Below are 22,817 nucleotides of genomic sequence, written 5' to 3'. Positions count from 1 at the left end.
GGCCGTCGTCGGCGGCGCTGCCGCGGTCGGCAGCTTGAACCTCCCCCGCAACGTTCATGCGGCCGGTTCCGACATGCTGAAAGTTGCGTTGATCGGTTGCGGCGGTCGTGGTAGCGGCGCCGCCAAGAATGCGACGATGGGTGATGAGAATCTGAAGGTCACTGTGCTGTGCGATATCTTCCCGGACGTCTTGGCGCAAGCTCGCGAACGTCTCGGTCGCGCCCTGGGCGATCGTTTGGAAGTGACCGACGAAACCTGCTTCTCGGGCTTCGACGGCTACAAGCAAGTGATGGAAACCGACGTCGACGTCGTGTTGCTCTGCACGCCGCCTCACTTCCGTCCGGCTCAACTGCGTGCCGCGATCGAAGCCGGCAAGCACGTCTTCTGCGAAAAGCCGGTTGCGGTCGACGCTCCGGGCTGCCGCCACGTGTTTGAAACGGTCGAAATGGCTCGCCAAAAGAACCTGAGCATCGTGAGCGGCCTCTGCTGGCGCTACGATCCCAAGGTCAAAGCGACGGTCGAAAAGATCAAAGAAGGTTCGATCGGCGACATCGTCGCGGTTCACGAAACCTACCTGACCGGCACCCTCTGGTACCGTCAGCCGCAGCCGGATTGGTCCGAAATGGAAAACCAGGTTCGCAACTGGCTCTACTACACCTGGCTGTCGGGCGATCATACCGCCGAACAGCACATCCACAGCCTCGACAAGGCGCTCTGGATCAACGACGACGCCGCTCCGCTCAGCTGCGAAGCGGTCGGCGGCCGCTTGGTTCGCACCGACGCCAAGTGGGGTAACGTCTACGATCACTTCGGGATGACTTTCGAGTTCCCGAACAGCGTCAAGACGTTCGCCTTCTGCCGTCAGATGGCTGGCTGCTACAACGACGTCAACGACTACATCCTGGGCTCCAACGGTACGGCCAGCATCCTGGGCGGAACCGTCACGCCGAAGAAGGGAGAAGCCTGGAAGTACGACGGTCCGAACGCCAACATGTACGACGAAGAGCACAAGGCGCTCTACGCCGGCATCCGCTCGGGCAACGTCATCAACAACGGCATCTACATGACCCGCAGCACCATGATGGCGATCATGGGTCGTATGGCCGCCTACACCGGCAAGAAGGTCACCTGGGACATGGCGATTAACTCGCAGGAAGACATGACCCCGAAGACCTACGAATGGGGCGATGTCGAAATCCCGACCGTCGCTCTGCCGGGCAAGACGAAATTCGTCTAGTCATATTTCGGACAAATCGAACGAAAAGAAAAGCGGGCCGCTGGGCCCGCTTTTTTTGCGCATCGCGCCAAATGCTGTCGAAAATCGCCGTTTCCCGCTACTCTTCACCAAACGCGTCCTCCTTTCATCCCGATTGGCAATCTAGATGAAACGAGGAGTACGGCAGAGAACGAAGAGAGAAGGGGAATCCTGGTGGCGCAAATCAAACACAAGGTAACGCTCGTCGTCGAGCGTCGCGCGGACGACTCCATTCAAGTGGCGCGCAAGAACGGCGTCAGCAAAGTCAGGCTCTGGAAAAAAGTTCGGCCGGGAGATCACTACAAAGTCGATCCCCCGCCGCAATGCGACGTCCGCTTCCTGAGCTTCGCCGAGATCGAAGCGTTTGCGGATGGAGAGAACGTGCTGGAGTTTGAAGAGCGGAGCTACTGAGTCGGCTCCGCTCTTTTCTCCCGCTCGACTAGAAGTCGGGATCCAAGATCTCGGACGGGGGCGTCACCTTCTTCAAGCGGCAGCTGGTCGGCAGCGGCTTCCGTTCCAGGCCTTCAATCCAGTCGGCGACTTCTTCCACCGTCTTCGCGACCGGCACTTCGCTCGGCAGACCGGGAATCTTGTAACGAGTTCCCAGCAGGGCGATGACCGGGCGGCCGTAGCGGATCGCCAGGCAGACTTCGGCGCTGGTTCCCTTGGTGCCGGGAAGCGCGACGACGATGTCCGAGCTGAGGATGTTGATATGGTTGCGGCTACCCATCTGCATGCCGGCGTAACCGGTTTGCGGCAGATGGGTGAAGATCGGGATTTCGACGAACGGGTTGGGATAGTGCTGTCGACGCGAGTAGGAACCGCCCGACGCGTCCCCCGGAATAATGCCGATCACGCGGCCCGGGCGATCTTCGGTCTGAAAGAACGACTCGCTAACCGCTTTCATTTCGCCGTCGCCGCCGCCGGTCAGCAAGTTATAGCCGGCGTTTGCAATCCAGGCGCCCAGCTCTTTGGCCAGATCGCCGTGCACTTTTTTTCCCGACCCCATCACCCCGATCACCGGGATTCGACCACTGCTGCTCATACGCCAAATGCTTTCTGGGCGAGCCGAAGCTCGTCGGACCTCTATGTCACACCGTAACGCCAGAGATCAAGATAGCAGCAGCCGGCTTTCATTTCTGGGGGCCCCAACAGAAATTAATAGAAGTCGCGCAAATGTCCTTTGCGACTAGACCGGTTGGGGGCCGCGGGTAAAACGGAGCTGATCGGGCTCGAACTCGATGCCCCCCAACATGTTCGAATAGGCGTTGCTCATAAAACGGACGAAAAACGAGGTAATCGGCCCCGGCACGATCTCCAGCGGGTCATCCTCGTAGCCGTGAAATAGCTGCACAATTCCCCACTCATCCGGCTCCCCTTCGGTCCACCAGCAGTAAAGATGGCCGTTAGAGTCGCTTCCCCAGGGAAACAACCCAGGGCACTCGGGATAGAGAATGTATTCGTGCTCGCAGGCCTCTTTCAGCTCTTCGTAGCGTGCAAGATCTTCACGAACGCGGTCGCGTCCTTCTTGCGTCAGCAGATTGGAGATGATGAGACCACGCTGAAACTCGCCGGAGCCGTAGGTCTCGATAAACTGCTTGTAGTCAGCCGGAAACGTCAGGCCGAACTCTTTTTCGGCGATCGACCAATCGCCCAAGGTGTCGACCGTTTCAGCTGGGGGCGGAACGAGCGTAAGAATTTCATCCAGAGCCATGGTTCGATCTCCGCGGTTTGGAGGAACGTTAGCCCAGCTTTAACTCCGTCTCGCAGCGGCGGATCGCATCGCTCACATGAATCGCACTATCGGAAAGCTGCAGGCTTTTCGACTGCTTGATCCACTCGTTCACCTTCTTCTCGGCCGAAATCACCGTGCTATGACTCTTCCGAGCGAAGAACTGGCAGATATCGGAAAGGGCGGCCTTCGTGTACTTTCGGGCCAACCACATCGCCAACATCCGGGGATGACTCGCCTTACGCGACTTACTGGCGCTACGCAGCATTTTAGCGTCGACGCCGAACGACTTGCAAACCGCTTCTTCAATGTCGGCCAAACGGACGATCGGCGTGCAGGCTCGGACCATGTCGGCCAGCGCACTTTCCGCCATTGCGACGTCCGCATCCCGTCCCAAGGACATCGCAGTCGCCCATAGCCGATTCATCGCCCCAGACATCAGTCGAGCGTCCCCTGGCAAATGATCCGCTAGCCAATCGAGCAATCCTTTGGAAGCGTTCATGTCGCGCGAGGCGCACAAGTTTTCCGCCATCTGGCGGCGCGTGTCGCGATCGAGCTCGTGCACTTCGCAAACCAGACCGCCGGAGAAGCGAGCGATCAGTTCCGGTCCAAGCGCCGAAAGTTCCGTCGGGCGTTTGTCAGCCGCCAACACCACCTGTCCGCCACGACGCGTGATCGAATCGAGCGTGTGCAACAGTTCGGTTCGCGTGGCCCGTTTGCCGGCGAAGAACTGGACGTCATCGATGATCAGCAAGTCGGCGTCGCGATACTTCCGACGGAAGTTGGCCACGCCGGCGCCATTGAGCGCGTCAAGGAAGTAGGTCGTAAACTGTTCGGCCGAAAGATAGACGACTCGCTCAAACTTGCGGCTGCGGCGAGCTTCGCCGTAGATCCCTTCCAACAGGTGCGTCTTGCCCGAGCCTTGCGGTCCGCAGATGAAGAGCGGATTGATCTCGCCCGGTCGGTTCATGATCATCGACGCGGCGGTCGACGCGAACTTGTTGCATTCGCCGACAATCAGTTCTTCGAGAGAAGAGAACTTACGGCGACGGCTGAGATCCTGACGAGCTTCGACCTTGCTTTCTCGCGTGGTCGGCTCATCGGTCGATCCATTTTTCTTGCTCGCCTTGGGACCAGACTTGTCCGCGGCGATCCGATACTGGATTACCGTCGAGCCGGGCATCGTTTCGGCGACGGCGGCGTCGATTTGATCGCGGAAATTACGACGAAGGAAATCAATCGTAAATTGGCTGGCCGCTTCAATGACCAGTTGGTCGCGATCCAATCGGAGCTGAGCGCTCGAATTGAACCAGAGGTCGAACCGTTCCTGTCCGATGCGCTCGACAAGCGAGATGCGCAAAGCGGACAGGGTATCGAGATCGATGTCTTCCATGACCACAGGCTGACTCTTTCAGCAGGCTATAACGGCAAACCGAAGCAGTTTGCCCGACGGGGATTCCACGCCGATTGGCGAGAACTCTTAACATTGACTGGAGCACGATTTTAAAGTTGCTAGCACCCATGTCAAACCACCGGACGACCGCTTCCCACTAAAAAAATTTGGAACGTCGGACGGGCGATTCCTGCGGTCGTTTTTTTCCGCAGTTTTGACGATCTTGGCGCTGCCGACACTCGAGATCTTTTTTTGGCGGCTGCGTGGAAAACTTGTTAAAGATCGCGCGGCGGCGGGCCGCACAAAACGGGACGTCGATTCGATCCCGGTCGCAACGCCTTCGAGAAACGCAACTTACGTCGTCGCGTGCGTCGCGAATGAAGCGGCAGTCGATTCCGACACCCGCAAAACCAGCAAACGACGCGTTTCATACCCGAGGAATCCGCACGCCGAATAGCTGCGAATCGCCGGTTCGTTGCGCTGATCAACCGCCAAAAGAAGGCGATCAATTCCACGTCGCTGCGCTTCGGCCAGCGCCAACTGCACCGCCGCTTTTCCAAGACCGCGGTTGCGCATTTCCGGTCGCAGCCCCAAATAGACGACCTCCATCGCCTGGTAGTCCGGAGTGGGGGCCAAAATCATCACGCCCGCCGGTTGTCCGTCATACTCAAGCCGTTGCCAAAGTGACAACTCAAAGGCGCCGGTGTCGCGATATCCGTCGATCACATCGTGAATCGGACGCAAACCTTCAAACTCGGGGCAATCAAGCGTCCCCGGATAGGTGGCGATCAAATCGTCGGCGGCATCTTCCGTTTGGCGAAACGGAACCCCCTTTAAACTGGGCTGCAGATAATCAGCACGAGCCTGCCCCGTTTGTATGAACAGATATTCCAAATCGGTGACCGCTCGAAAGCCGGCCTCTTCCAGCAGACGCTGGTCGCTGACCGCGTTCGGGGCGATCAGACACTGTGCGATCGAGATGTCGAGCCCGGTGACGAACTTGGCCGCCGTCTGCATCAGCAACTTCGCTACGGCAGGCGATTCGCTGGGGACTACCCGAGCGGGCCACATCGTCGCAAAGCGTCCTGGTTGCTCGGTTCCCCAAGCGGCGCCAACGATCCGCTCTCCGCGGCGAGCGACGAACAGCCCTTCAAAGCTGACTCGCCCTTGGCGCTGGGCCTGCAAAATCGCCGCCAAACGTCCCGCCATGGCGCGACGCATTTTCCCGCCGAAGACCATCCAAATGGCGGCGCCATAACAAGATGGATCAGCTCGATCGACGGTCAGCATTTCGGTGGAAATTCTTTGCATCGGCCCAGGATACCCCAAATGACCCAAGTGAGTCATTATCGGTTTTATGGGAAGAAATAGGAAATGCTTTGCCGCAACTGGGGCTTCTAGTTAACAATGGAGGTAGGCAAACAGCCAATACTACCCCTTTCGAACGACTTTAGCGGTGGGGAGTCCCCATGCGATACGTAATCCTGACCCTGGCGGCCCTGTTGGCGGCTCCCGCTTTGGGACATGCTCAATCCGCCTTTGAACAGCTGCAGAACCTGATTCGTCCCCCGGGAGATCCGGCGCCAACTCCGGCCCCCGCCAATCCCGGCTACCTGGGCGCGACTCTCGATAACATGGCCGAAGACGCTCCCGACACCGGCGTCGTCGTCCTAAAGGTCAATCCCGGCGGTCCGGCCGAAAAGGCGGGCCTGGCAGCGGGAGACCGGGTCGTTTCGCTCGAAACGGTCGCGGTGACCAGTCTCGATCAGTTCGCGCGTCTGATGCGGAATCAGGTCCCCGGCTCACGCGTCAAAATGACGGTCGAGCGGAACGGCGAACCGCAGGCGATCCTGGTTACGCTCGGAAATCGTCCGGGCGAACCTGAAGCGCTTCCGCCGCCGGCCAACATGAACAACAATCCCCCGGCCACCGGAAACAGCAACAACCCGCTCGATCCGCTCGGCCTGGAAGACAACGGCCCGAATCCCCCCGCCGCGAATCCGTTGACTGCACAGCGCGGCAAGCTCGGGGTCCGAGTCGTTCCGGTGACCGATCAATATCGAGAAGCGACCGGCGCCTCGGTCCGCCGCGGCGCGGTGGTCGAAAGCGTCTCGCCCGGAAGCGCCGCCGCGTTTGCCGGCATCCCGGTCGGCTCGGTAATCGTGGCCCTCAACAACCGCCGCATCAACGAGCCGGCAGATCTGCTCAACATCCTGGCGACGATGCCGCAAGACCGGGACGTGCCGATCGGCTACTACGTCGGCAATCGTTTGTTGCAGTCGAATGTGCGTCTCGACGGCCAACCGCCGTCGCTGGTGAACGAGACTCCCAACTCGCTGCCGCAGCAGGGACCGTTCGCCAATCGCCCGGCGATGCAAATGCTGAATCGGGCGTTGTCGGAACTCGGGGCCAATCCGATTCCGTCGGTCGAAGAGCAAGCGGAAAACTCGCAGCTGCGTAGCCGCATCGCCGAACTCGAAGCGGAAGTGACCCGTTTGCGGACGCTGGTTAGCGAACTTCAGGCCCAAAAGAGCGGCCAGAATCAATAGCCGCTATGGCTTACCCCAGCGCTGTGCGGACTTGGCCTGCTCAACCGTTTCGGCCATTTGCGGGCTCAGTCCATAGTAGCGCGACGGGCGATTAATCTCCAGCGCGACGTTCAGTCGCGTGTGAGGCTGCGCCGCGTTGATGATCGTCGCGTTGCGGAGCATCAAGACGCTGGTCGGATCGCCGTTCCATTTCACTAGGTAAAGCCCCGCGTCGAGCGTCGGTTCGTGCTTGAATCCAAAGTGACGCGTCAGCATGTCGACCAGGCGGCGTTCATCGCCGGTCGTGCCGTGAAACGTAATCCGCTGGACGTGTCCGTCCCGATCGAAGTAGTAGGTGATCGAGCCGGCCAGGTCGTCAAACTGCGAACCGGTCACCAGCGGCGCACGGAGTCCTTCCAAGTTTAAGTCGGCCAGCGTCGTCGAAACGCGAGGCCAACGGGTCGAGACCCAACGGGCGTCGGCGTTGAAGTTGAAGACTTCCAGGAAGTCGTAGACCGGCGGTCCGGCAAGCGGGATGTTCGCCCCATCGCCGGTTAGTGACGGCGGAACGAATGGGTTGGGCTGGTCTGAGGGCAGTTGAACCGGCGACGTGCTGGGAGCTTCAATTGAAGCTACGGGGCTCTCAGTCGCTTTCGCTGTTTCGCCCGAGGGGATATAGGCGCTGACCTGGTTCCAAATTGCTTCCGCTTTTTGGCGAGCTTCCGGATTGAAGTACGTATAAGGACCGCCGAAACACGCGGCCATTATCGCGGCGTAAGTCAGATTGCGGCGGATCATTTTCTTCTCTCCTCAAGCAGAGCTATTCCTTTCTCGGTATCGACCGCTGCTAGCGGCGATCGCCACCAGAACGCCACGTGGGAGCGTGACCGTCATTCCCGGAGAAGTTTCGCAGGTTAGAATGTTCGCCACGCTCGTTTTTTTCGTTAGCCCGTCGCCGCGCCATGTCCGCCGAATCCGCCGACCTCACTGATCTCCACTGGCTCACCAGCGCGGAAGCGGCCGAAATCTTTGCGCAGCAGTCGCAAACGCAACTTTCGGTAGCCCAGCTCTCGCAACTCAATCGCGAGGCAGGCCCCGCTCGAGCGACGCTGATTTCCGAGCAACTGGAACTTCGCCAGCGCGGCAAAGCGAAGTTCTCGCGGGCCGGCGAAATGTTCTTCACCCGCGTTGGGCTCGAACAAGCGACCGACGAAGTGATCGCCGCCTATAAAGCGAAGCGATTCAGCACGACGGCCAAAGTCGCCGACCTGTGCTGCGGCGTCGGCGGTGACCTGATAGCGGCGGCCGAAGGTCGATCGGCCGTTGGCGTCGATCTTTCGCCGCAACTGGCGCTGATTGCCGGGGCGAACTGCGCCGCTTACGGACGAAGCGTCGCCACGCAATCGGTCGACGCGGCGTCGGTCGACATCGCAACGTTCGACGCTTGGCACTGCGATCCTGATCGCCGCGCCGCCGATCGCCGCACCACGCAGCTCGATTCTTTTTCGCCCACCACCGAACAGCTTGCCGCATTACTTGATCAGAACCCAAACGCCGCGATCAAACTGGCGCCGGCGACGCAAGTTCCGCAGCAGTGGCGCGATGGCGCGGAGCTCGAATGGATTAGCAGTCGCCGCGAATGTCGCCAACTGATCGCCTGGTTTGGGGCGCTCGCCGGCAAATCGACAGGACGTCGTGCGACGCATATCGATCGAGACGGCGCGGTCAGCACTTTTGTCTCCGCTGGCGATGCATCGCTGCAAGTCGCAGCAAAGGTTGGCGACTACGTGATGGAGCCTGACCCGGCTCTCTTGGCCGCCAACCTGGTCGATCATTTCGCCGCCCAGCATCAGTTGGGACGGCTCTTACCGCGCAGCGTTTACCTGACGGGCGACGCCCCAATCGACTCGGCGCTCGTCGCCACCTTTCAGGTCCGAGAGCAATTGCCGATCGATCGCAAGTCGCTCTCGAAAAAGCTGCAAGAGCAGGGGATCGGCCGCGTCGAACTGAAGGTCCGCGGGCTCGATATTCGCCCCGAGGAATTTCTGAAAAAACTCCGACTTTCTGGAGACAAGGCGGCGACGGTTATTCTGACGCCGACCCCAAGCGGCAACCGAGCGATTCTTTGTGAGCGGATTTAAAGCGGACTATACTCTTAGTCCCAGTTCCAAATATCGCTCCTTCAAGCATGATCGGTCCGCCTCTTTGAACGATTTTTCTTCCTCTGAGAATCCGTTCGCTTCGCCGCAAACGAGCGAACCAATGGTCGCGGCTCTCTATTCCGAGTCGGAATCGCCCAGCGCCGAATTGCCGTCGCGTTGGCTACGACTGGGGGCGGCGATTATTGATTTGATTCTTGTCGGCATCGTTTTCGGCGTGCTCGAATCGATCGTCCAAGCGTTAATGATCACGATGAAACTGGAAATCAATTCGCTGGAATTGATGCTGGTGCTAAACTTTATTCTCAACATCCTCTTTGGTCTCGGCGCCTACCTCATCCTCAACGCCTATCTGCTGGAAAAGAACGGGCAAACCATCGGCAAGATGGTCTGTAAAATCAAGATCGTCGGCTACGATGACCGCCAGATTCGCCCACTCGCCCACATCCTGGGACTGCGCGTCTTCCCCATGATGCTAATCGAGCAAATCCCGGTGATCGGACCGATCGCCGGAATCATCAACGTGCTGATGATTTTCAACCAAGAGAAACGCTGCTTGCACGATTTCATCGCGGGGACAATTGTGGTGAAAGCGTGACCAGCGACCAAGAGCCGATCAATCCGTTCGTTTCGCCGCAACTCGACGCGACTTTCGCTGACGCCGATCCGCTGGCGGTAAACATTAACGACTTGCCGTCACGGACGCGACGATTGCTTGCGGCGCTGGTCGACTTGCAGATCGTCCAAATCGCCGCCGTCTTTTCCACAAAAAAAGTGCTTGAGACTCTCGATTACCTAAGCGTAAGGCCAGCAAAAGCGAGCTTCAGCGCGTTGAACAATACGACCGAATTATGGATCGATCGCACCATTACCATGGCGATCTTCGTTAGCTGCAGCCTATTTTTCTATATCCTCTTCCAGGGCTACACGCTGACAAAGAGTGGCGAGACGTTTGGCAAATCGTTCTTTGGACTGAAGATCGTACGACGCGACGGCAAGCCCGCCAGTCTCGCGAGACTCGTTTTCGTCCGCTATTTTCCGCTCCTAGTCTATTGCAGCGTTTTCGTTTATATCGAACTGCTGGTCCGTCACGGCTTCGCAATCATCGCCTTGGCGTTTCTATTTTCCTGCCTGCTCGATCCGCTATTTATCTTCACCAAAGAAAAGCGGTGCCTGCACGATTACCTGGCTGACACCATCGTTGTGAAAGCTTAAGAACATGATGAACGAACCTGAAATCGAAAATCCCTTTGCGTCGCCGACGACCATCGACGCTCACCGCTCCGTCGAGGAGTCGGAAAACATCCTGTTTCGAGCCGGCGACTTGCCTTCGCGTTGGCTCCGACTGGGCGCCTATCTGGTAGATACGCTGGTCCTATTGGTTGTGCTTATGCCGTGCTTCGTCGCGTCCGCCATGATCGCGGCGGCATGGGATATCGATGGCGACTCTCCAACAGCGATCCTCTTCATTCATACGGCAGTTGTGGCGATGATCCTCATTTCCTATGCAGGAATCAACCTGGCGCCATTGCGGCGTAACGGGCAAACCTGGGGCAAGAAACTTTGCGGTATCAAAGTTGTTTGCTGCGATGGAAGCCGCGCCGACCTGTATCGACTGTTGGTTTTGCGCTACATTCCATTCCTAGTCTTCTGGCAAATCCCAATCATCAAACTGCTCTGCTGGGTCGACATTCTCATGGTCTTCTCTCCGAGCAAACGGTGCCTCCATGATCGAATGGCCGATACGATCGTGGTGAAAGCGTAAGTCAACGACAATCGCCAACCGTTTCGGGGATCATTCCGGCCGACTTGCCGGAAACTTTCCCTTCATCGCCTTGTCCAGAGCCTTACGGAACCGGGCATCGTCAATCGTTTCCAGGGCGATATCGCAAGCCGCTTTCGCATCGGCCAATCGGTCGTTTCTCACTAACAAAGCGACGAGCGTCGCCGCTTCGCTGACGTATTGAAAACGTGCGAGCTTCGGAATAGGGCTGAATGAATCCCGCTCGGCGTCTTCCAACTCACTCTCAAAGCGGTAAATATCAGCCGCCATCGCCAGACGCTGCGACGTTTCTAAAAAGGGAGCGCAAACCGAGTAGCATTCGTTTTGAATCAAATACGGCTCCGCCAAATTGTAAAGTAGATGAGCCGCCTCCGGCTCCGTTTCCGCGACATGCTTGAAGAGTTCGACCGTACGCGAAGTTTCGTCAGCTTGGCGATTAAACGCTGACAGTTCCATAAAGTACTCCCATTGAAAGTGGGAGTCTTTAAAGGCCTGCTCCGCCCGATCTCGCGCCGCGAAGAATGCATCTCTTGCTGGCGAGTACAATCCGCCCAGTTTGAACCAATAGCTCACGGCAAAAGAAGTACGGACGCTTCCTAAATGTGGGTTGTAATCGAGAGCGTGCTCATGAAACCAAAGCAGCTTGCACAGCGCTACATCGTATTGCGACTTACGAATGTCCCCCAAGACATCATCCAGGACCTGCGATGGATCGGGATCATCTGGCGGCAACCACGCTTCTGAATTCAACATGCCGACACGTACCTTTCAGCCAAACGGTATTGTATCCGCACGGCGCATAAAAAAGGGGCGCCGAAGCGCCCCAAATTAATTGCCTTAGACATTCGTCATTCGACACAATCTTATTCGGTCTCAGTCGCATCTTCCGGGCGTTTGGCCGGAGTCGGAACGCCGGCGGTGCGAACTTCCTCTTTGGCCGGGGTCGGCGCGGCGGCGGACTGCAGCGGTTCGGTCAGCAGTTCTTCCTGCATGCGGCCGAGGAACTTCATCATGCTCGCTTCTCCCTGGAAGCCGATCACCGTTTCGTCCATGTCCAGGTCTTGGCGAATCACACGGCCGGCGTCGATGTCGAACTTCACCTTGCCGTTGGCCAACTGCTGAATCAGCTCGACCTTGATTTCCGGGTTTTCGATCGGGGTCAGGATCTGCGTCTTCATGTCGATGGTGGCGACGCCGTTGACGACCGACTCCAGCGTGAACAGCTGGCGAGTCTTCACCTTCTTCAGCTGCTGCTTCGAGGTGCGGATCTGGACGTCGGTCGGCGAATCCCATTTGGCGCCAATTTCAACCGGCTCGGCCGGCAACACGACGGTCACCTGATTGAACGGAGCGTGAGCGCTTTCCTGCAGCTCTTCGCGTTCGACCAGAAAGCCGTTCTTGCTGATCGTAAAACGCGACAGCGGCACGCCGACCGATTGGGCGGCCCGCTGGAAGATCGGGGAAGGGGGTTCCGGCGAAGTGCTGTCGTAGACTTGTTCCGGACGATCGGTCACCTTGTTCCACAACTGCAGATCTTCGATCGAGTGGACCAGGGTGATGTTCCCTTCGTCATCGATCTTTTCGACTTTCCAGTTCTTGGTCGAAACGGTCCGCGATTGGGCGGTCTGCTGGTTCCCTTGGATCTTGGTCGTCACATTGACCAGGTGGGTTACCTTGCTGCGGAGAACTTCGCCTTCGGCGAGCTTGTACTTCAGTTCGTACGTTTCGCCGGCGACGGCGGCCGAGGCGAACAACGCCCCAGTCAGAACCAGACCGAAAAATCCATTTCGCGTCATCGTAAACATCCTTGCTTTATGTCTGCTGCGGGAAGGACGACCTAACGGCCGTGATCGATTCTCCCTCCCCATCCCAGTTTTTCGCGGAGGGTTCGATAGTAGTTGTGGCTTGCGGTAGCGATTCGTTTGAATCGCTGTTCAGCTCGATCGACCACCACTCGCAGTTCCGGCGTAAGACGCAATAAGACGCGTCCGTCGACGACGACCGACAGGTTCGCTTCGGCGCCGGTCACGCGGATCTCGTAAGTTCTTTCCGCCGTATCGACCACCGGGCGAACGGTGAGCGTATGAGGACTGATCGGCGAGACGACGAAGGCATGCAAGTCGGCTCGCAAGATCGGCCCGCCAGCGGAAAGGTTATGGGCCGTCGATCCGACCGGAGTGCTGACGATCAAACCGTCGCAGTTATAGGTGGTAGCTAATTCTGAGTCAACGTAAAGATCGATGCTCTGGATCTGAAATGGGGGACCGCCGAGAATCGCCGCCTCGTTCAGCCCGATCTGCTCGGCAATCAGATCTTCCCCCTCGAAAACGCGGCAGCGGAACATCATATGCTCGATGACCGCACATTTGCCGCTGCAGATGTTCGCCAGCTCGGCACACAGTTCTTCCTGGGAAAACTCCGCCAGAAATCCTAGCTTGCCCATATTGACGCCCACGACGGGAACTTGCCGCGTTCCCATGCTGCGAGCCGCGGCCAACAGCGAGCCGTCGCCACCGAGGACAATCGCGAAATCGGCGTCGATCGCCGAGAGATCCGACTTCCAGTCGAGATCGACATGGACCAGGTCGGCGTACTGCGGAATGAACTTTTGGAGCCGAACCGCCTCATCGCGCACGTGCTCACGATCGCCCGCGCCGACCAGCATGACCTTCGGCTTCCGGGAGTCGCAAAGCCAATCGGGCTTACACGGCGACGGGGGGTTGAGATTTGGCATACGCCCATCTTCCGCTGCCGGAAAAGGAGAAACAAGCCGTTATCGAGCAGGAATGGCGAATGCCACAGCAGGCACAAACGGCAGAACCGACGAAACCGTCACCGTAGGCGCGGTTCGTCGGCTCTTGCTGAAGTTCTCCGTGCGATTTAAACGTACGCGATTAAGGTATGCCTCTCGCCGGTTCCGACCTCATTTTCCCCAGGGCCTGAGCGACTATTTCAGGGGATCGAGGACGAAATCGATTTTGCACGATCCTCGAGTGACTTCGGCAGTCAGGCCCGATGTGTTCGGATTGCTGTACTTCAGGGCGACGATTGATTTCGGCTCGGCGCCGACGCGGCGAGTCGCCGAGCGTCCCATCGCGCGATCTTTGGTCGACAGCTCTTCCCCCACCAACTGTCGATTGTCGGGTTCCATCGCGACGACGGTGACTACGTAGTTACCGGGCAGCGTTCCATCGTTCAGATCATACGTCGACAGTTGGTACGAGCCGTCTGACTCAATGCTTCCGTTGGCGCTCACCTGAAGCTCAGGCGAAGTGAAAATAATGCGGCCGCGTGTGACCGGCGAGCCATTGGATAGCGTAATCATGCCGGTCACGGAGCTAGTCTGGGAGCCGCAGCCGCTCGCCGCAGCGAGCAGGTAAACGGCGAAGAGTGCGATTGTTTTTTTCATAGTTGGATTCCTTGGCGAACGATCGCCGTCAACAGGGCTACGGGAGCGTTACCACTTGTCCATCGTTGCAGCGAACCAGGTTGTGGAGCGCCGTCTGGTCAACGGTCAGCGGAAGTCCGCGAACCGAACCATCGGTCAGCAGGAAGTTCACCACGCCGGAGTGCCAACTGCCGACTGTCGGGTTTCCGGGTGCAACGACGTCGGTCACGACATGCTGCGGACCTCTCGCCAAAGGACGATTTTTGACCGGACCGGCCGCCATCACTTCACGGTCTTCCCACGGACCGTTGAAGAAGAAAAAGCCGTCGGTTTCGCCATTGGCCGAGCTGCAGCACTTGCCGATCTTGCTCACCGGGACATGTTTTTCGGAGAAGATCGCGGTGTTGCTGAGCCCGTCGGTGACGCGGCTGAACGTATCGCGCGGCGACCAACCGGAGATCGCCAACGGCCAAGCGCCCGGAGTGGTGCGGGCCATCCGCAGGGCCTGACTTTGGTCATCCAGGTTGATCCAGAATGAGAATTCGTCCCATCCGGTTCGCGTTTCGCTGTAGGCCAGAATCGTGTAGTCGTAGGCGCCAAACGTCATCCCGGCGACCGACTTGCCCGATTCGCGTTTCGGCCGCGACGGACACATGTAAGGGGTAATGTTCTTGGCGCCTTCCTGGGCGAAGACGGCGCGGTTGTTGGTCACCCCTTGCGACGAGTCGTCCGCTTCCGGCCAGATACGAATGTCCATTTGGTCGTAGAGCGCTCCTTGTTCCAGATACGGCAGCAAAAACGACCAGGTAGTGTGTCCCCATTGATAGCTGACCGACGGGGGCAAGCCGTTGTAAGTGTCGTGAAAGTTATGCACCGCTAACCCCATTTGCTTCATGTTGTTGGTGCATTGCATTCGGCGAGCCGCTTCGCGCGCCTGTTGCACCGCCGGCAAGAGCAGGGCGATCAAGACGCCGATGATGGCGATCACGACAAGAAGTTCTACAAGCGTAAAACCCCGACGAGTACCGCGTAAATGTGACATAGGGCAGGCCCTCCCGAGCAAAGAAGTATGACGATACGGCGATGATGAAACTGCGATTCTTTTCCAAAAGATCACAATTTAATTCTAGCGCGTCACACCGACAGATGAATGAGATTTTACGCGTTGCGCAAGAGCTTTTACGCGTATGCTAAGCGCAAATAATAAACCTTAAGAGTTGCTGTTCCGCGACGATCTCGCGGCGCTATAGCGTCCAATTCGACCTCGACTTACGCGTCCGCCGAGTGCAAGCATTCCCCCTCGCTAGGATGCGTTTTCACATTGACCCAACTGAATCGAATTCCTAGAATCCGCCCACAATCCCACGAAGGGGTTTGAACGAAGTCGTGCAGGAGGATCGGGATGGGGCTGAGAAAGGGATTCGCGTCGCTCGCGCCCAAGGTAGCGAGTTTCTTGCGGATCTATCGGCCTGAGCTGACGCCGCCGGAACCGGTCACGCTCGAAGTGCGCGGACAGCTGGTCCCGGCCGCCTTGTATGACTACCCGATTTCCGACACCGAATCGATTCGCATCTGCCTGGCCGATCGCCGGGGCATCGACCCGATCGCCGATAGCATTGCGGACGGGATGGCGCAGCCAGTCGGCCTCTTCGACCTGCTCCCCGAAACCGTGCCCCAAGGGGGACGTGTCGTCGATCTCGGCACGCACGTCGGAACGTTCACGCTATTCTCGGCCTGGAAGGGTTACGAAGTTCTGGCGATCGACGCGTCGCCGCTCAACTGCGCCCTCTTGCGAGAAAGCGTTCGCGCGAACGGCTTCACCAACGTCACCATCATTGAGTCGGCGGCATCCGATCACGAGACGACGCTGCGATTTTTCGAGAACGGGCCGTTTGGATTCGTCGTAGACGAAAAAGATACCCAAAGAACGACGGTTCAAGTCGAAGCCAAACGAGTCTCGACCATCCTTAACGAAATCGGCTGGGATCACGTCGACTTCGTCAAAATGGATATTGAAGGCTCGGAACCTGCCGCAATCGCCGGCATGCAAGAACTGTTGCAGCGACCCAACGCTCCCGCGATGCTGGTGGAATCGAACGGGCATACGCTTAACCAGTTCGGGCACTCTCCGACTAGCCTGAAGAAACAATTAAACGCCTTGGGCTACCAACTCTACCTGACGCAGCAGAGCAAGCTTCGTCCTTGTAGCGTGGACGAACCGCAAGGAAACGTTCTCGTCGACTACCTGGCGACCAAATCGACGCCGCAATGCGAGTCATGGAAAGTCACTGGACCGCTCACGAAAAGCGAACATCTCGCAGCGATCCTCCAATCGCTCTGTAGCGCGAACCGTCTGGAGAAGCGATGGGGGCAGAACCTATTGAATCTGTTCACTGAATTGTGCATCCAGCATCCGAAGATCTTGGAAATGTATCCTGGTCTGCCGCTCAAAATCGAGCAAAAGGCGGCTTAGCCTCCCGATTTCCAGACCGTGTGTAGGTGGGAGTCAACACGATTGAAACTTTCAACGCTTCTCGTACTGGCCCTGACCGCCTTGTTCTCCGCCAGCGCGGCGCACGCCGTAGAGACGTCGACGCCGGAAGAGCGAACTCTGGAACTCTTTCAGCACTACCTGAAGGCGAAGGATTGGCAAATGGCCGAAGTCGTCGCCCGCGGCGCGGTCGCCAAGTTTGGACCCGACGGCGTGTTGATCGTCAAAATGCGGTCGAACGTCGAGACCGCCGTCGAAGGGAATCTCACGCTGCTGAAACGCTTCTATTTCATGCCGATGCCCAAGATTGCCGCGCCGCGGCGTTCCGCCGAGCGACGGTATGCCTGCGTTTATAACGTCCAGGACTTGCTCACCTCTGCGGATGGACGTCTGGTTGATAATTCAGGCAAGCGTCTGCATGACTTGGCGAAGGAAGTGAAACAAGAGTGTTTCGCGAATATTGACGCCAGTGAATTCGAAGTCGCACCCTTCGACACCAATCTATCGCTGGTCATCAGCGCGACCCAGAAGCCGCATCTCAAAGTTCTGGAATTCCTCATCGCCAAACGGGCGAAAGCGGTCCAGCCGCAGTAGTCGTTGATCGCCCCCAAGTTTGGCGTCGCCGCGCGATAACACCGTCGACTCCCAGGTCGATCGAGCGAATTGCCGGCCCGTTGTTTTTGGCAAGTATGCACAAATTCTCAGAGCCCAGGCAAAACGAGCCTGGGCTCTTTTTCGTCCTACTAGAAGAAAGGGCAATCCAATCAAGTTCTCCTCGCAAACAGGAGCCCTCTTATGCGCATGCTCCCTCTCTGCCTGACGATGATTTGCTTCGCCAGCGCACCAATTCTGTTGGCGGCCGACGACGCCGCCAAACCGCTGACCGACAACAGCAACGGGCTGATCAAGGAATTTCAGGGGAAGCTGAAATTCTCGTGCAGCACCTTCTGGCCGACCTGGGGCCCGGAATTGGCGTTCGATCAGAACCCATACAAAAGCTGGTTCACCGCTCGTAGAGACGCCGCCGCTTTCGGCACGAAACCATGGGTCGCCGTGGAGTTCCCCCAAGACGTCACCGTCCGCCGCGTGACGATCCTCGCTAACCGAGAACCTCCCTGGCAAATCGGCTACACGATTCTGGTCGGTCGGCTCGAACTACTAAACGCGAAGGGAGAAGTCCTCTACCAGCGCGACGATGAAGTCGGGGGAGAGCGTCTTGACATGGAAGTTCGCCCGCGAAAGCCGATCGAAGGGGTTCGGACGATTCGCTTCACATCGCACAAAGATGAAGGGGATCAAAACCCGTATGACGATGTGGCGATTGGGGAGATGATGGTGGAGTAACCAATCGCGAACTCCCGCAACACTAGCCCGCAGCGCAAGCGAGGGAATGCGGTCACCACAAAAAAAATGCCGAAACCCTAAGCTTCGGCATTCTTGATTTACTTCAATCCGCGTTACGATCCGTCTCGACGCACCCTACGGCTCTACAGCCCCGCGGTCAGCGAATCATCGCCGTGCAACGCACTGGTCTTTGCCGCCATTTCGCGGCAAGTCAGGGCGATTCCGTCGGTCGTCAGGAAGATCTCGGCTAGGCGCTCTTCGCGATCGCCATGGTCGATGAACGTGTCCGGAATCCCGAGTCGTTTCACACGGCTGGCGTCGACTCCTTCGTCCGCACACGCTTCCAAAACGGCACTGCCGAAGCCGGTCATCAAGGCGTTTTCTTCCACCGTCACGACGAACGGCGAATTCTTCACGGCGCCGACGATCGTTTGGCGGTCGATCGGCTTGCAGAAGCGGGCATTGATCAGCCCGACGTGCAGACCTTCGCTCTTTAGCTGTTCGACGGCACGCTGTGCGTCGGCCAGTTGAGCGCCGTAGCAGATGATCGTGCCATCGGCGCCAGTCGAGAGAACTTCGGCTTTGCCCAGTTCCATCGGGGTCCGTTTGCGCTGAACCGTTTCGGCGTTCGTCTTCGGATATCGAATCGCCGCCGGATGGTTTTGCTCCAGCGCGAAGGCGAGCATTTCGCCCACTTCTTCCGCGTCGCCCGGCGCCATGACGATCATGTTCGGGAACAGCCGCATGTAACCGATGTCGTACGAGCCGTGATGGGTCGGACCATCGGCCGCCGTCAAACCGGCGCGATCCATCGTGAAAACGACCGGCAAGTCTTGCAGGGCGACCTCTTGGAAGATCTGGTCGAAGCTGCGCTGCAGGAACGTGCTGTAAATGTTGACGATCGGACGGAGCCCAGTCTTCGCCTGACCAGCGGCGAACGCCACGGCGTGCGATTCGCAAATGCCGACGTCGAAGAAGCGATGCGGGAACTCATCCCGAACCGGCTCCATCTTGGTCCCTTGGCACATTGCCGCGGTGAGGACGGTCACCTTTTCCGACTTCCGCATCTCTTCGGCAATCGCGTCACGAGCGTAGTTGGTATACGCTTTCGCGCCGCCGGACTTCTTCGGCACGACGGTGCCGTTGTCGTCGATGAACGCCGGCGGAGTGTGGAAGAAGACCGGATCGGCGGCGGCCGGTTGATAGCCATGTCCTTTTTCGGTCACGACGTGCAGCAGCACCGGACCGGGCAAGGTTTTGACCATCTCCAGATATTTGCGGAGCAGGCTGATGTTGTGGCCGTCGATCGGGCCGATGTAGCTGAAGCCAAGTTCCTCGAACAGCATCCCGCCGTGCAGGCCAGCTTTCACCGCCTCTTTGCATTGGGCCAGCAAGCGTTCGGCCGGATCGCCGAGCAGCGGCACATGGTTCAGGATTTTGAGAACTTCGCTCTTCACGCCGGTGTAGAACGGATTCATCCGCAACCGGTCGAAGTAGTCAGCCACGCCGCCGACGCGCGGGCAGATCGACATCTTGTTGTCGTTTAAAATCACCAGCAGGTTGGCGTTCATCCCGCCGGCGTTGTTGAGCGCCTCGAAGACGATCCCGGAAGGAAACGCTCCGTCGCCGATCACCGCGACCGCGTGACGATCCTTGTCGCCTTGGAGATCGTCGCCGCTTCGGAGGCCGAGCATCGTCGAGACGCTCGAGCCGGCATGCCCGGTGACGAACAGGTCGTATTCGCTTTCGACCGGATTGGGATAGCCCATCAAACCGCCGGCGGTCCGGATCGTGCCGAACTCATCGTAGCGGCCGGTCAGCAATTTGTGCGGATAGATTTGGTGCCCGGTGTCCCAGATCAGTCGATCGCGGCTGAAGTCGAAGGTCCGGTGCAGCGCAATCGAAAGTTCGACCACGCCCAGGTTCGACGCAAAGTGGGCCGTACGGGTCGCCACCAAGCTGCAAAGCACGTCCCGAATCTCAGCGGCCAATTGCTCCAACTGCTCGTTGGAAAGACCATTGAGATCGGCGGGGGATTCAATTTGCGAAAGGATCTTGTGCATCGCTCTTAGTGGTTCCTTTCCAAGATGTATTGCGCCAACGCTTCCAAGTGGTTGGCTCGTTCGCCAAACCCGGCGAGCGATTGTTTCGCTCCCGCGATCAGCGATTCGGCTTGGCGTCGACTTTCTTCGACGCCGATCAGTCCTGGGTAGGTCAGCTTGCCGCGATCGGCGTCTTTGCCAACCCGTTTTCCCATAGCCGCTTCATCCCCAGCATAATCGAGCAGATCGTCCACAATTTGGAAAGCCAGGCCGATTTGCTCGCCGTATGAATCGAGTGCGGCGACCTGATCGTCATCCGCTCCGGCGGCGATCGCCCCCAGGCGAAGCGAGACGCAAATCATCGCCCCCGTCTTCCGGCGGTGGATCGCCTTCAACATATCAACGTCGCCAGCTCCAAATTGTTCGTTTAAATCGTCCGCCTGACCACCCACCAGAGCCGTAGCTCCGGCGGCTTTGGCCAATTCGCGGCAAGATCGAGACGCAATCGCTGGATTTTCATACCCATCGGCCACGATTTCCAGGGCGCGAGCCAGCAGGGCGTCGCCGGCCAAAATCGCGGTCGCCTCGTCAAACGCCTTGTGACAGGTCGGCCGGCCGCGACGGAGGTCGTCGTCGTCCATCGCCGGCAAATCGTCATGGATTAGCGAGTAACAGTGGATCATTTCGACCGCACAAGCGGCCGGCATCGCTTGACTTCTCTCACAACCGCAAGCCTCGGCCGCCATTAACGTTAGCAACGGACGAAGTCGCTTGCCGGGGGCCAAAAGGCTGTAGCGGATCGCTTCTTCCAGCCGCTCGGGGCAACCGTCGCCAAAGCGACTGTAATTATCAAGAGCCTGGTCGACCTCGTCGCGCAAGGTGGCCGAGAATTCATGCAACGAAGCAGGCGAAGCGGACATCATGTCAGGCGGATATAGGCTGTTAGGGGAGGGCGCGGGCTGCGTCATTTCGCCGTAACCCATTCAGTTCCAAGCGATAACGCTATCTTAAAAAAGTCGACGCTTGTCGTCTATCTCGTCTCCCTCATCGGTACGGGACTTGGCGCCGCGACGCTTGGTGCGTGATTCCGCCTTTTCGGTCAGCGAGGTCTCTCCTTCGTCGAAATCCTCGGTCACCGGCTCCCCGGCGGCGTTAAATCCGGAAAGGACCTCAATCTTCCGTTCGGCCCGCTGGAGGAGGCTGTAGCACGATTTCAGCTTGCCGACTCCCTCTTCGTACAGTTTCAGCGACTCTTCCAGCCCCGCTTCGCCCGATTCGAGGCGGCGGACCAGCGTTTCCAGCGTCGCCAACTCTTCTTCAAACGCCGGAGCGTCGGACGCTTCGTCGGCAGCTTTTTTCTTGGCCATACCTATTTATTCCTCTTCGGAGCCTGCTTCGTGGATTCGCTTTGCACCTCTTCGACGCGGCTGATCAGCCGCCCCGCGGGCAAAATGGTTTCGATTTTGTCGCCGACTTCGACCTCGTCGGCCGAGCGGAGGACGGCCCGTTTCGTCGTCCGGGTCACGCTATAGCCGCGAGCCAACACCGCGAGCGGCGAAAGGGACTCAAGCCGGGCGGTCGCCTCGCGGACGCGCTGCTGACTGACTTGAAGCTGTCGCTTCACCGCGGCCGACAAGCGTTCGTCCCAGCCATCGAGCAAACGCTGGGCGTCGTGCACTACCGAGAACGGTTTGATGAAGGCCCGACGTTCGGCCAAAGCGTCGAGCCGACGCCGCGCCAGTAGGGCCCGCTGCTTCAGGGCTTGGACAAGTCGCAGTCGATAACCGTCGAGCGCTTCGCTGACTTCCGATTGCGAGGGGACGCACAGTTCGGCGGCTTCGCTCGGCGTCAGAGCCCGAACATCGGCGGCCAAGTCACTGAGCGTTACGTCGATCTCGTGCCCCACGGCCGAGATCACCGGAATCTGACACTCGGCGATCGCCCGAACGACCGGCTCTTCGCTGAAGCACCAGAGATCTTCAATACTGCCGCCGCCGCGCGTGGCGACCAGGACGTCAGGTCGCGGCTTCAGCTTGGCCGCTTTTTTGATCGCCGCGGCAATCTCGGCGGCCGCTCCGGCGCCTTGCACGCGCGTCGGAATCACCAACACATCGGCGCCGCGCCAACGACGCCGCATCACTTCCAGAAAGTCGCGAATCGCCGCGCCAGTTGGACTGGTCACGACAACAATCCGCCGCGGAAAGCGGGGGAGGGGACGCTTGAGGTCAGGATCGAACAGCCCTTCAGCCGCCAGCTTCTGCTGCAACTTCTGCAGCGCCAACTGCAACGCGCCCACCCCTTGCGGCTCGATCTGGCGAATCACCAACTGGTAACTGCCGCGGGGAGCGTAAACTTCCAGATCGCCGCGGCAAATCACTTGCTGACCATCTTCCAGGTCAAACGGCAGCTTCGCGGCGGTCGTCTTCCACATCACCGCGCGGATCTGGGCGGCGTCATCTTTCAGCGTCAGATAAACGTGTCCGGAACGGGGCTGGGCCAGATTCGAGATCTCGCCGCTGACCCAGACCGAGGGAAACGCCATCTCCAGCGTCCCTTTGATCAGCGACGTCAGCTGCGCCACGGTCAAAACCGGCGGCTGCTCTCCAGCGGCGGCTTCCCACGGGGGAACGTCAACATCCATGCGGCGCGTCTGCGAAATTAGGGGGAGAACGTGGGCGGAAAATCAACCGACCAAGTTAGCA

The 22,817-nt window shown here is 58.6% G+C and carries 24 protein-coding genes; 10 read left to right on the top strand and 14 right to left on the bottom strand.

From position 1 onward, the window contains the following. On the top strand, positions 1-1,237 hold a 1,237-nt coding region (locus tag LOC68_RS26380), incomplete at its 5' end, for a Gfo/Idh/MocA family protein (RefSeq protein WP_230224797.1). 192 nt (positions 1,238-1,429) lie between these two features. Then, positions 1,430-1,666: a hypothetical protein gene (locus LOC68_RS26375; RefSeq protein WP_230224795.1), complete on the top strand. Its 237-nt coding sequence runs from the start codon at positions 1,430-1,432 to the stop codon at positions 1,664-1,666. Positions 1,667-1,694: 28 nt separating this feature from the next. Here the strand turns inward: LOC68_RS26375 and LOC68_RS26370 are convergent, their stop codons facing one another. From LOC68_RS26370 to LOC68_RS26355, 4 genes are all read right to left on the bottom strand, one after another. Next, a complete protein-coding gene (locus LOC68_RS26370; protein WP_230224793.1) occupies positions 1,695-2,300 on the bottom strand; it encodes an SLOG cluster 4 domain-containing protein in 606 nt (201 codons plus the stop codon). Positions 2,301-2,444: 144 nt separating this feature from the next. Further along, positions 2,445-2,969 carry an SMI1/KNR4 family protein gene (locus LOC68_RS26365; protein WP_230224791.1) on the bottom strand — a complete coding sequence of 175 codons (525 nt, stop codon included), beginning with the start codon at positions 2,967-2,969 and terminating at the stop codon, positions 2,445-2,447. Positions 2,970-2,997: 28 nt separating this feature from the next. Then, positions 2,998-4,380, bottom strand: coding sequence for a DnaA ATPase domain-containing protein (locus LOC68_RS26360; RefSeq protein WP_230225198.1), 1,383 nt, complete (start codon positions 4,378-4,380; stop codon positions 2,998-3,000). 354 nt (positions 4,381-4,734) lie between these two features. Further along, the gene (locus LOC68_RS26355; RefSeq protein WP_230224787.1) at positions 4,735-5,691 is read right to left on the bottom strand and encodes a GNAT family N-acetyltransferase; all 957 of its coding nucleotides are present in this window, start codon (positions 5,689-5,691) and stop codon (positions 4,735-4,737) included. 158 nt (positions 5,692-5,849) lie between these two features. Between LOC68_RS26355 and LOC68_RS26350 the strand changes: the two genes are divergently transcribed. Next, the gene (locus tag LOC68_RS26350) at positions 5,850-6,929 is read left to right on the top strand and encodes a PDZ domain-containing protein (RefSeq protein ID WP_230224785.1); all 1,080 of its coding nucleotides are present in this window, start codon (positions 5,850-5,852) and stop codon (positions 6,927-6,929) included. Between the two features lie 3 nt (positions 6,930-6,932). On the opposite strand, the gene LOC68_RS26345 is transcribed toward LOC68_RS26350, so the two are convergent. Then, complete coding sequence (locus LOC68_RS26345; protein ID WP_230224783.1) at positions 6,933-7,706, bottom strand: DUF6690 family protein; 774 nt, start codon at positions 7,704-7,706, stop codon at positions 6,933-6,935. A 164-nt stretch (positions 7,707-7,870) separates the two neighbouring features. Between LOC68_RS26345 and LOC68_RS26340 the strand changes: the two genes are divergently transcribed. The 4 genes from LOC68_RS26340 to LOC68_RS26325 all read left to right on the top strand — a co-directional run bounded on the left by LOC68_RS26340 (position 7,871) and on the right by LOC68_RS26325 (position 10,832). Next, complete coding sequence (locus LOC68_RS26340; protein WP_230224781.1) at positions 7,871-9,049, top strand: class I SAM-dependent methyltransferase; 1,179 nt, start codon at positions 7,871-7,873, stop codon at positions 9,047-9,049. Positions 9,050-9,170: 121 nt separating this feature from the next. After that, the gene (locus LOC68_RS26335) at positions 9,171-9,665 is read left to right on the top strand and encodes an RDD family protein (RefSeq protein ID WP_230224778.1); all 495 of its coding nucleotides are present in this window, start codon (positions 9,171-9,173) and stop codon (positions 9,663-9,665) included. Further along, positions 9,662-10,282: an RDD family protein gene (locus tag LOC68_RS26330; RefSeq protein ID WP_230224777.1), complete on the top strand. Its 621-nt coding sequence runs from the start codon at positions 9,662-9,664 to the stop codon at positions 10,280-10,282. The genes LOC68_RS26335 and LOC68_RS26330 overlap by 4 nt, the downstream gene beginning before the upstream one ends. Positions 10,283-10,286: 4 nt before the next feature. Next, positions 10,287-10,832 (top strand): RDD family protein, encoded by a 546-nt coding sequence (locus LOC68_RS26325; RefSeq protein ID WP_230224775.1) that lies wholly within the window; start codon positions 10,287-10,289, stop codon positions 10,830-10,832. Positions 10,833-10,862: 30 nt separating this feature from the next. On the opposite strand, the gene LOC68_RS26320 is transcribed toward LOC68_RS26325, so the two are convergent. From LOC68_RS26320 to LOC68_RS26300, 5 genes are all read right to left on the bottom strand, one after another. Further along, positions 10,863-11,306 carry a hypothetical protein gene (locus LOC68_RS26320; protein ID WP_230224773.1) on the bottom strand — a complete coding sequence of 148 codons (444 nt, stop codon included), beginning with the start codon at positions 11,304-11,306 and terminating at the stop codon, positions 10,863-10,865. A gap of 407 nt (positions 11,307-11,713) precedes the next feature. Beyond that, complete coding sequence (locus LOC68_RS26315) at positions 11,714-12,646, bottom strand: DUF6263 family protein (protein WP_230224771.1); 933 nt, start codon at positions 12,644-12,646, stop codon at positions 11,714-11,716. A 41-nt stretch (positions 12,647-12,687) separates the two neighbouring features. Next, the gene (locus LOC68_RS26310) at positions 12,688-13,584 is read right to left on the bottom strand and encodes an NAD(+)/NADH kinase (RefSeq protein WP_230224757.1); all 897 of its coding nucleotides are present in this window, start codon (positions 13,582-13,584) and stop codon (positions 12,688-12,690) included. Positions 13,585-13,797: 213 nt separating this feature from the next. Beyond that, complete coding sequence (locus LOC68_RS26305; protein WP_230224755.1) at positions 13,798-14,259, bottom strand: hypothetical protein; 462 nt, start codon at positions 14,257-14,259, stop codon at positions 13,798-13,800. A 37-nt stretch (positions 14,260-14,296) separates the two neighbouring features. After that, positions 14,297-15,280 carry a DUF1559 domain-containing protein gene (locus tag LOC68_RS26300; protein ID WP_230224753.1) on the bottom strand — a complete coding sequence of 328 codons (984 nt, stop codon included), beginning with the start codon at positions 15,278-15,280 and terminating at the stop codon, positions 14,297-14,299. A 360-nt stretch (positions 15,281-15,640) separates the two neighbouring features. On the opposite strand from LOC68_RS26300, the gene LOC68_RS26295 reads away from it, so the two are divergent. The 3 genes from LOC68_RS26295 to LOC68_RS26285 all read left to right on the top strand — a co-directional run bounded on the left by LOC68_RS26295 (position 15,641) and on the right by LOC68_RS26285 (position 18,073). Beyond that, positions 15,641-16,711, top strand: coding sequence for an FkbM family methyltransferase (locus LOC68_RS26295; RefSeq protein ID WP_230224751.1), 1,071 nt, complete (start codon positions 15,641-15,643; stop codon positions 16,709-16,711). Positions 16,712-16,753: 42 nt separating this feature from the next. Continuing rightward, positions 16,754-17,323: a hypothetical protein gene (locus LOC68_RS26290; RefSeq protein ID WP_230224749.1), complete on the top strand. Its 570-nt coding sequence runs from the start codon at positions 16,754-16,756 to the stop codon at positions 17,321-17,323. 201 nt (positions 17,324-17,524) lie between these two features. After that, positions 17,525-18,073, top strand: a complete 549-nt coding sequence (locus tag LOC68_RS26285) for a hypothetical protein (RefSeq protein WP_230224747.1) — start codon at positions 17,525-17,527, stop codon at positions 18,071-18,073. 143 nt (positions 18,074-18,216) lie between these two features. Here the strand turns inward: LOC68_RS26285 and dxs are convergent, their stop codons facing one another. From dxs to xseA, 4 genes are read right to left on the bottom strand one after another with little or no spacing between them, the layout of a single operon-like run. Beyond that, complete coding sequence (dxs, locus tag LOC68_RS26280; RefSeq protein WP_230224744.1) at positions 18,217-20,136, bottom strand: 1-deoxy-D-xylulose-5-phosphate synthase; 1,920 nt, start codon at positions 20,134-20,136, stop codon at positions 18,217-18,219. Positions 20,137-20,141: 5 nt separating this feature from the next. Continuing rightward, entirely contained in the window at positions 20,142-21,083 is a 942-nt protein-coding gene (locus LOC68_RS26275) for a polyprenyl synthetase family protein (protein WP_230224742.1), read from the bottom strand. A 39-nt stretch (positions 21,084-21,122) separates the two neighbouring features. Continuing rightward, positions 21,123-21,482: an exodeoxyribonuclease VII small subunit gene (xseB, locus tag LOC68_RS26270; RefSeq protein ID WP_230224740.1), complete on the bottom strand. Its 360-nt coding sequence runs from the start codon at positions 21,480-21,482 to the stop codon at positions 21,123-21,125. A 2-nt stretch (positions 21,483-21,484) separates the two neighbouring features. Beyond that, on the bottom strand, positions 21,485-22,756 hold the full coding sequence (gene xseA, locus LOC68_RS26265; protein ID WP_230224738.1) for an exodeoxyribonuclease VII large subunit: 1,272 nt from the start codon (positions 22,754-22,756) through the stop codon (positions 21,485-21,487). Between the last annotated feature and the right edge of the window lie 61 nt (positions 22,757-22,817).

The sequence above is a fragment of the Blastopirellula sediminis genome (assembly GCF_020966755.1).
GTDB lineage: Bacteria > Planctomycetota > Planctomycetia > Pirellulales > Pirellulaceae > Blastopirellula > Blastopirellula sediminis.
The sequence above is the reverse complement of the archived record's forward strand: the minus strand, read 5'-3'. Positions and strand labels throughout refer to the sequence as shown.

Coding starts and splice junctions, on each gene's coding strand:
- LOC68_RS26370 (WP_230224793.1), bottom strand. CDS start 2,300: ATGAGCAGCAGTGGTCGAATCCCGGTGATCGGGGTGATGGGGTCGGGA.
- LOC68_RS26365 (WP_230224791.1), bottom strand. CDS start 2,969: ATGGCTCTGGATGAAATTCTTACGCTCGTTCCGCCCCCAGCTGAAACG.
- LOC68_RS26360 (WP_230225198.1), bottom strand. CDS start 4,380: ATGGAAGACATCGATCTCGATACCCTGTCCGCTTTGCGCATCTCGCTT.
- LOC68_RS26355 (WP_230224787.1), bottom strand. CDS start 5,691: ATGCAAAGAATTTCCACCGAAATGCTGACCGTCGATCGAGCTGATCCA.
- LOC68_RS26350 (WP_230224785.1), top strand. CDS start 5,850: ATGCGATACGTAATCCTGACCCTGGCGGCCCTGTTGGCGGCTCCCGCT.
- LOC68_RS26345 (WP_230224783.1), bottom strand. CDS start 7,706: ATGATCCGCCGCAATCTGACTTACGCCGCGATAATGGCCGCGTGTTTC.
- LOC68_RS26340 (WP_230224781.1), top strand. CDS start 7,871: ATGTCCGCCGAATCCGCCGACCTCACTGATCTCCACTGGCTCACCAGC.
- LOC68_RS26335 (WP_230224778.1), top strand. CDS start 9,171: ATGGTCGCGGCTCTCTATTCCGAGTCGGAATCGCCCAGCGCCGAATTG.
- LOC68_RS26325 (WP_230224775.1), top strand. CDS start 10,287: ATGATGAACGAACCTGAAATCGAAAATCCCTTTGCGTCGCCGACGACC.
- LOC68_RS26320 (WP_230224773.1), bottom strand. CDS start 11,306: ATGGAACTGTCAGCGTTTAATCGCCAAGCTGACGAAACTTCGCGTACG.
- LOC68_RS26315 (WP_230224771.1), bottom strand. CDS start 12,646: ATGACGCGAAATGGATTTTTCGGTCTGGTTCTGACTGGGGCGTTGTTC.
- LOC68_RS26310 (WP_230224757.1), bottom strand. CDS start 13,584: ATGCCAAATCTCAACCCCCCGTCGCCGTGTAAGCCCGATTGGCTTTGC.
- LOC68_RS26305 (WP_230224755.1), bottom strand. CDS start 14,259: ATGAAAAAAACAATCGCACTCTTCGCCGTTTACCTGCTCGCTGCGGCG.
- LOC68_RS26300 (WP_230224753.1), bottom strand. CDS start 15,280: ATGTCACATTTACGCGGTACTCGTCGGGGTTTTACGCTTGTAGAACTT.
- LOC68_RS26295 (WP_230224751.1), top strand. CDS start 15,641: ATGGGGCTGAGAAAGGGATTCGCGTCGCTCGCGCCCAAGGTAGCGAGT.
- LOC68_RS26285 (WP_230224747.1), top strand. CDS start 17,525: ATGCGCATGCTCCCTCTCTGCCTGACGATGATTTGCTTCGCCAGCGCA.
- dxs (WP_230224744.1), bottom strand. CDS start 20,136: ATGCACAAGATCCTTTCGCAAATTGAATCCCCCGCCGATCTCAATGGT.
- LOC68_RS26275 (WP_230224742.1), bottom strand. CDS start 21,083: ATGACGCAGCCCGCGCCCTCCCCTAACAGCCTATATCCGCCTGACATG.
- xseB (WP_230224740.1), bottom strand. CDS start 21,482: ATGGCCAAGAAAAAAGCTGCCGACGAAGCGTCCGACGCTCCGGCGTTT.
- xseA (WP_230224738.1), bottom strand. CDS start 22,756: ATGGATGTTGACGTTCCCCCGTGGGAAGCCGCCGCTGGAGAGCAGCCG.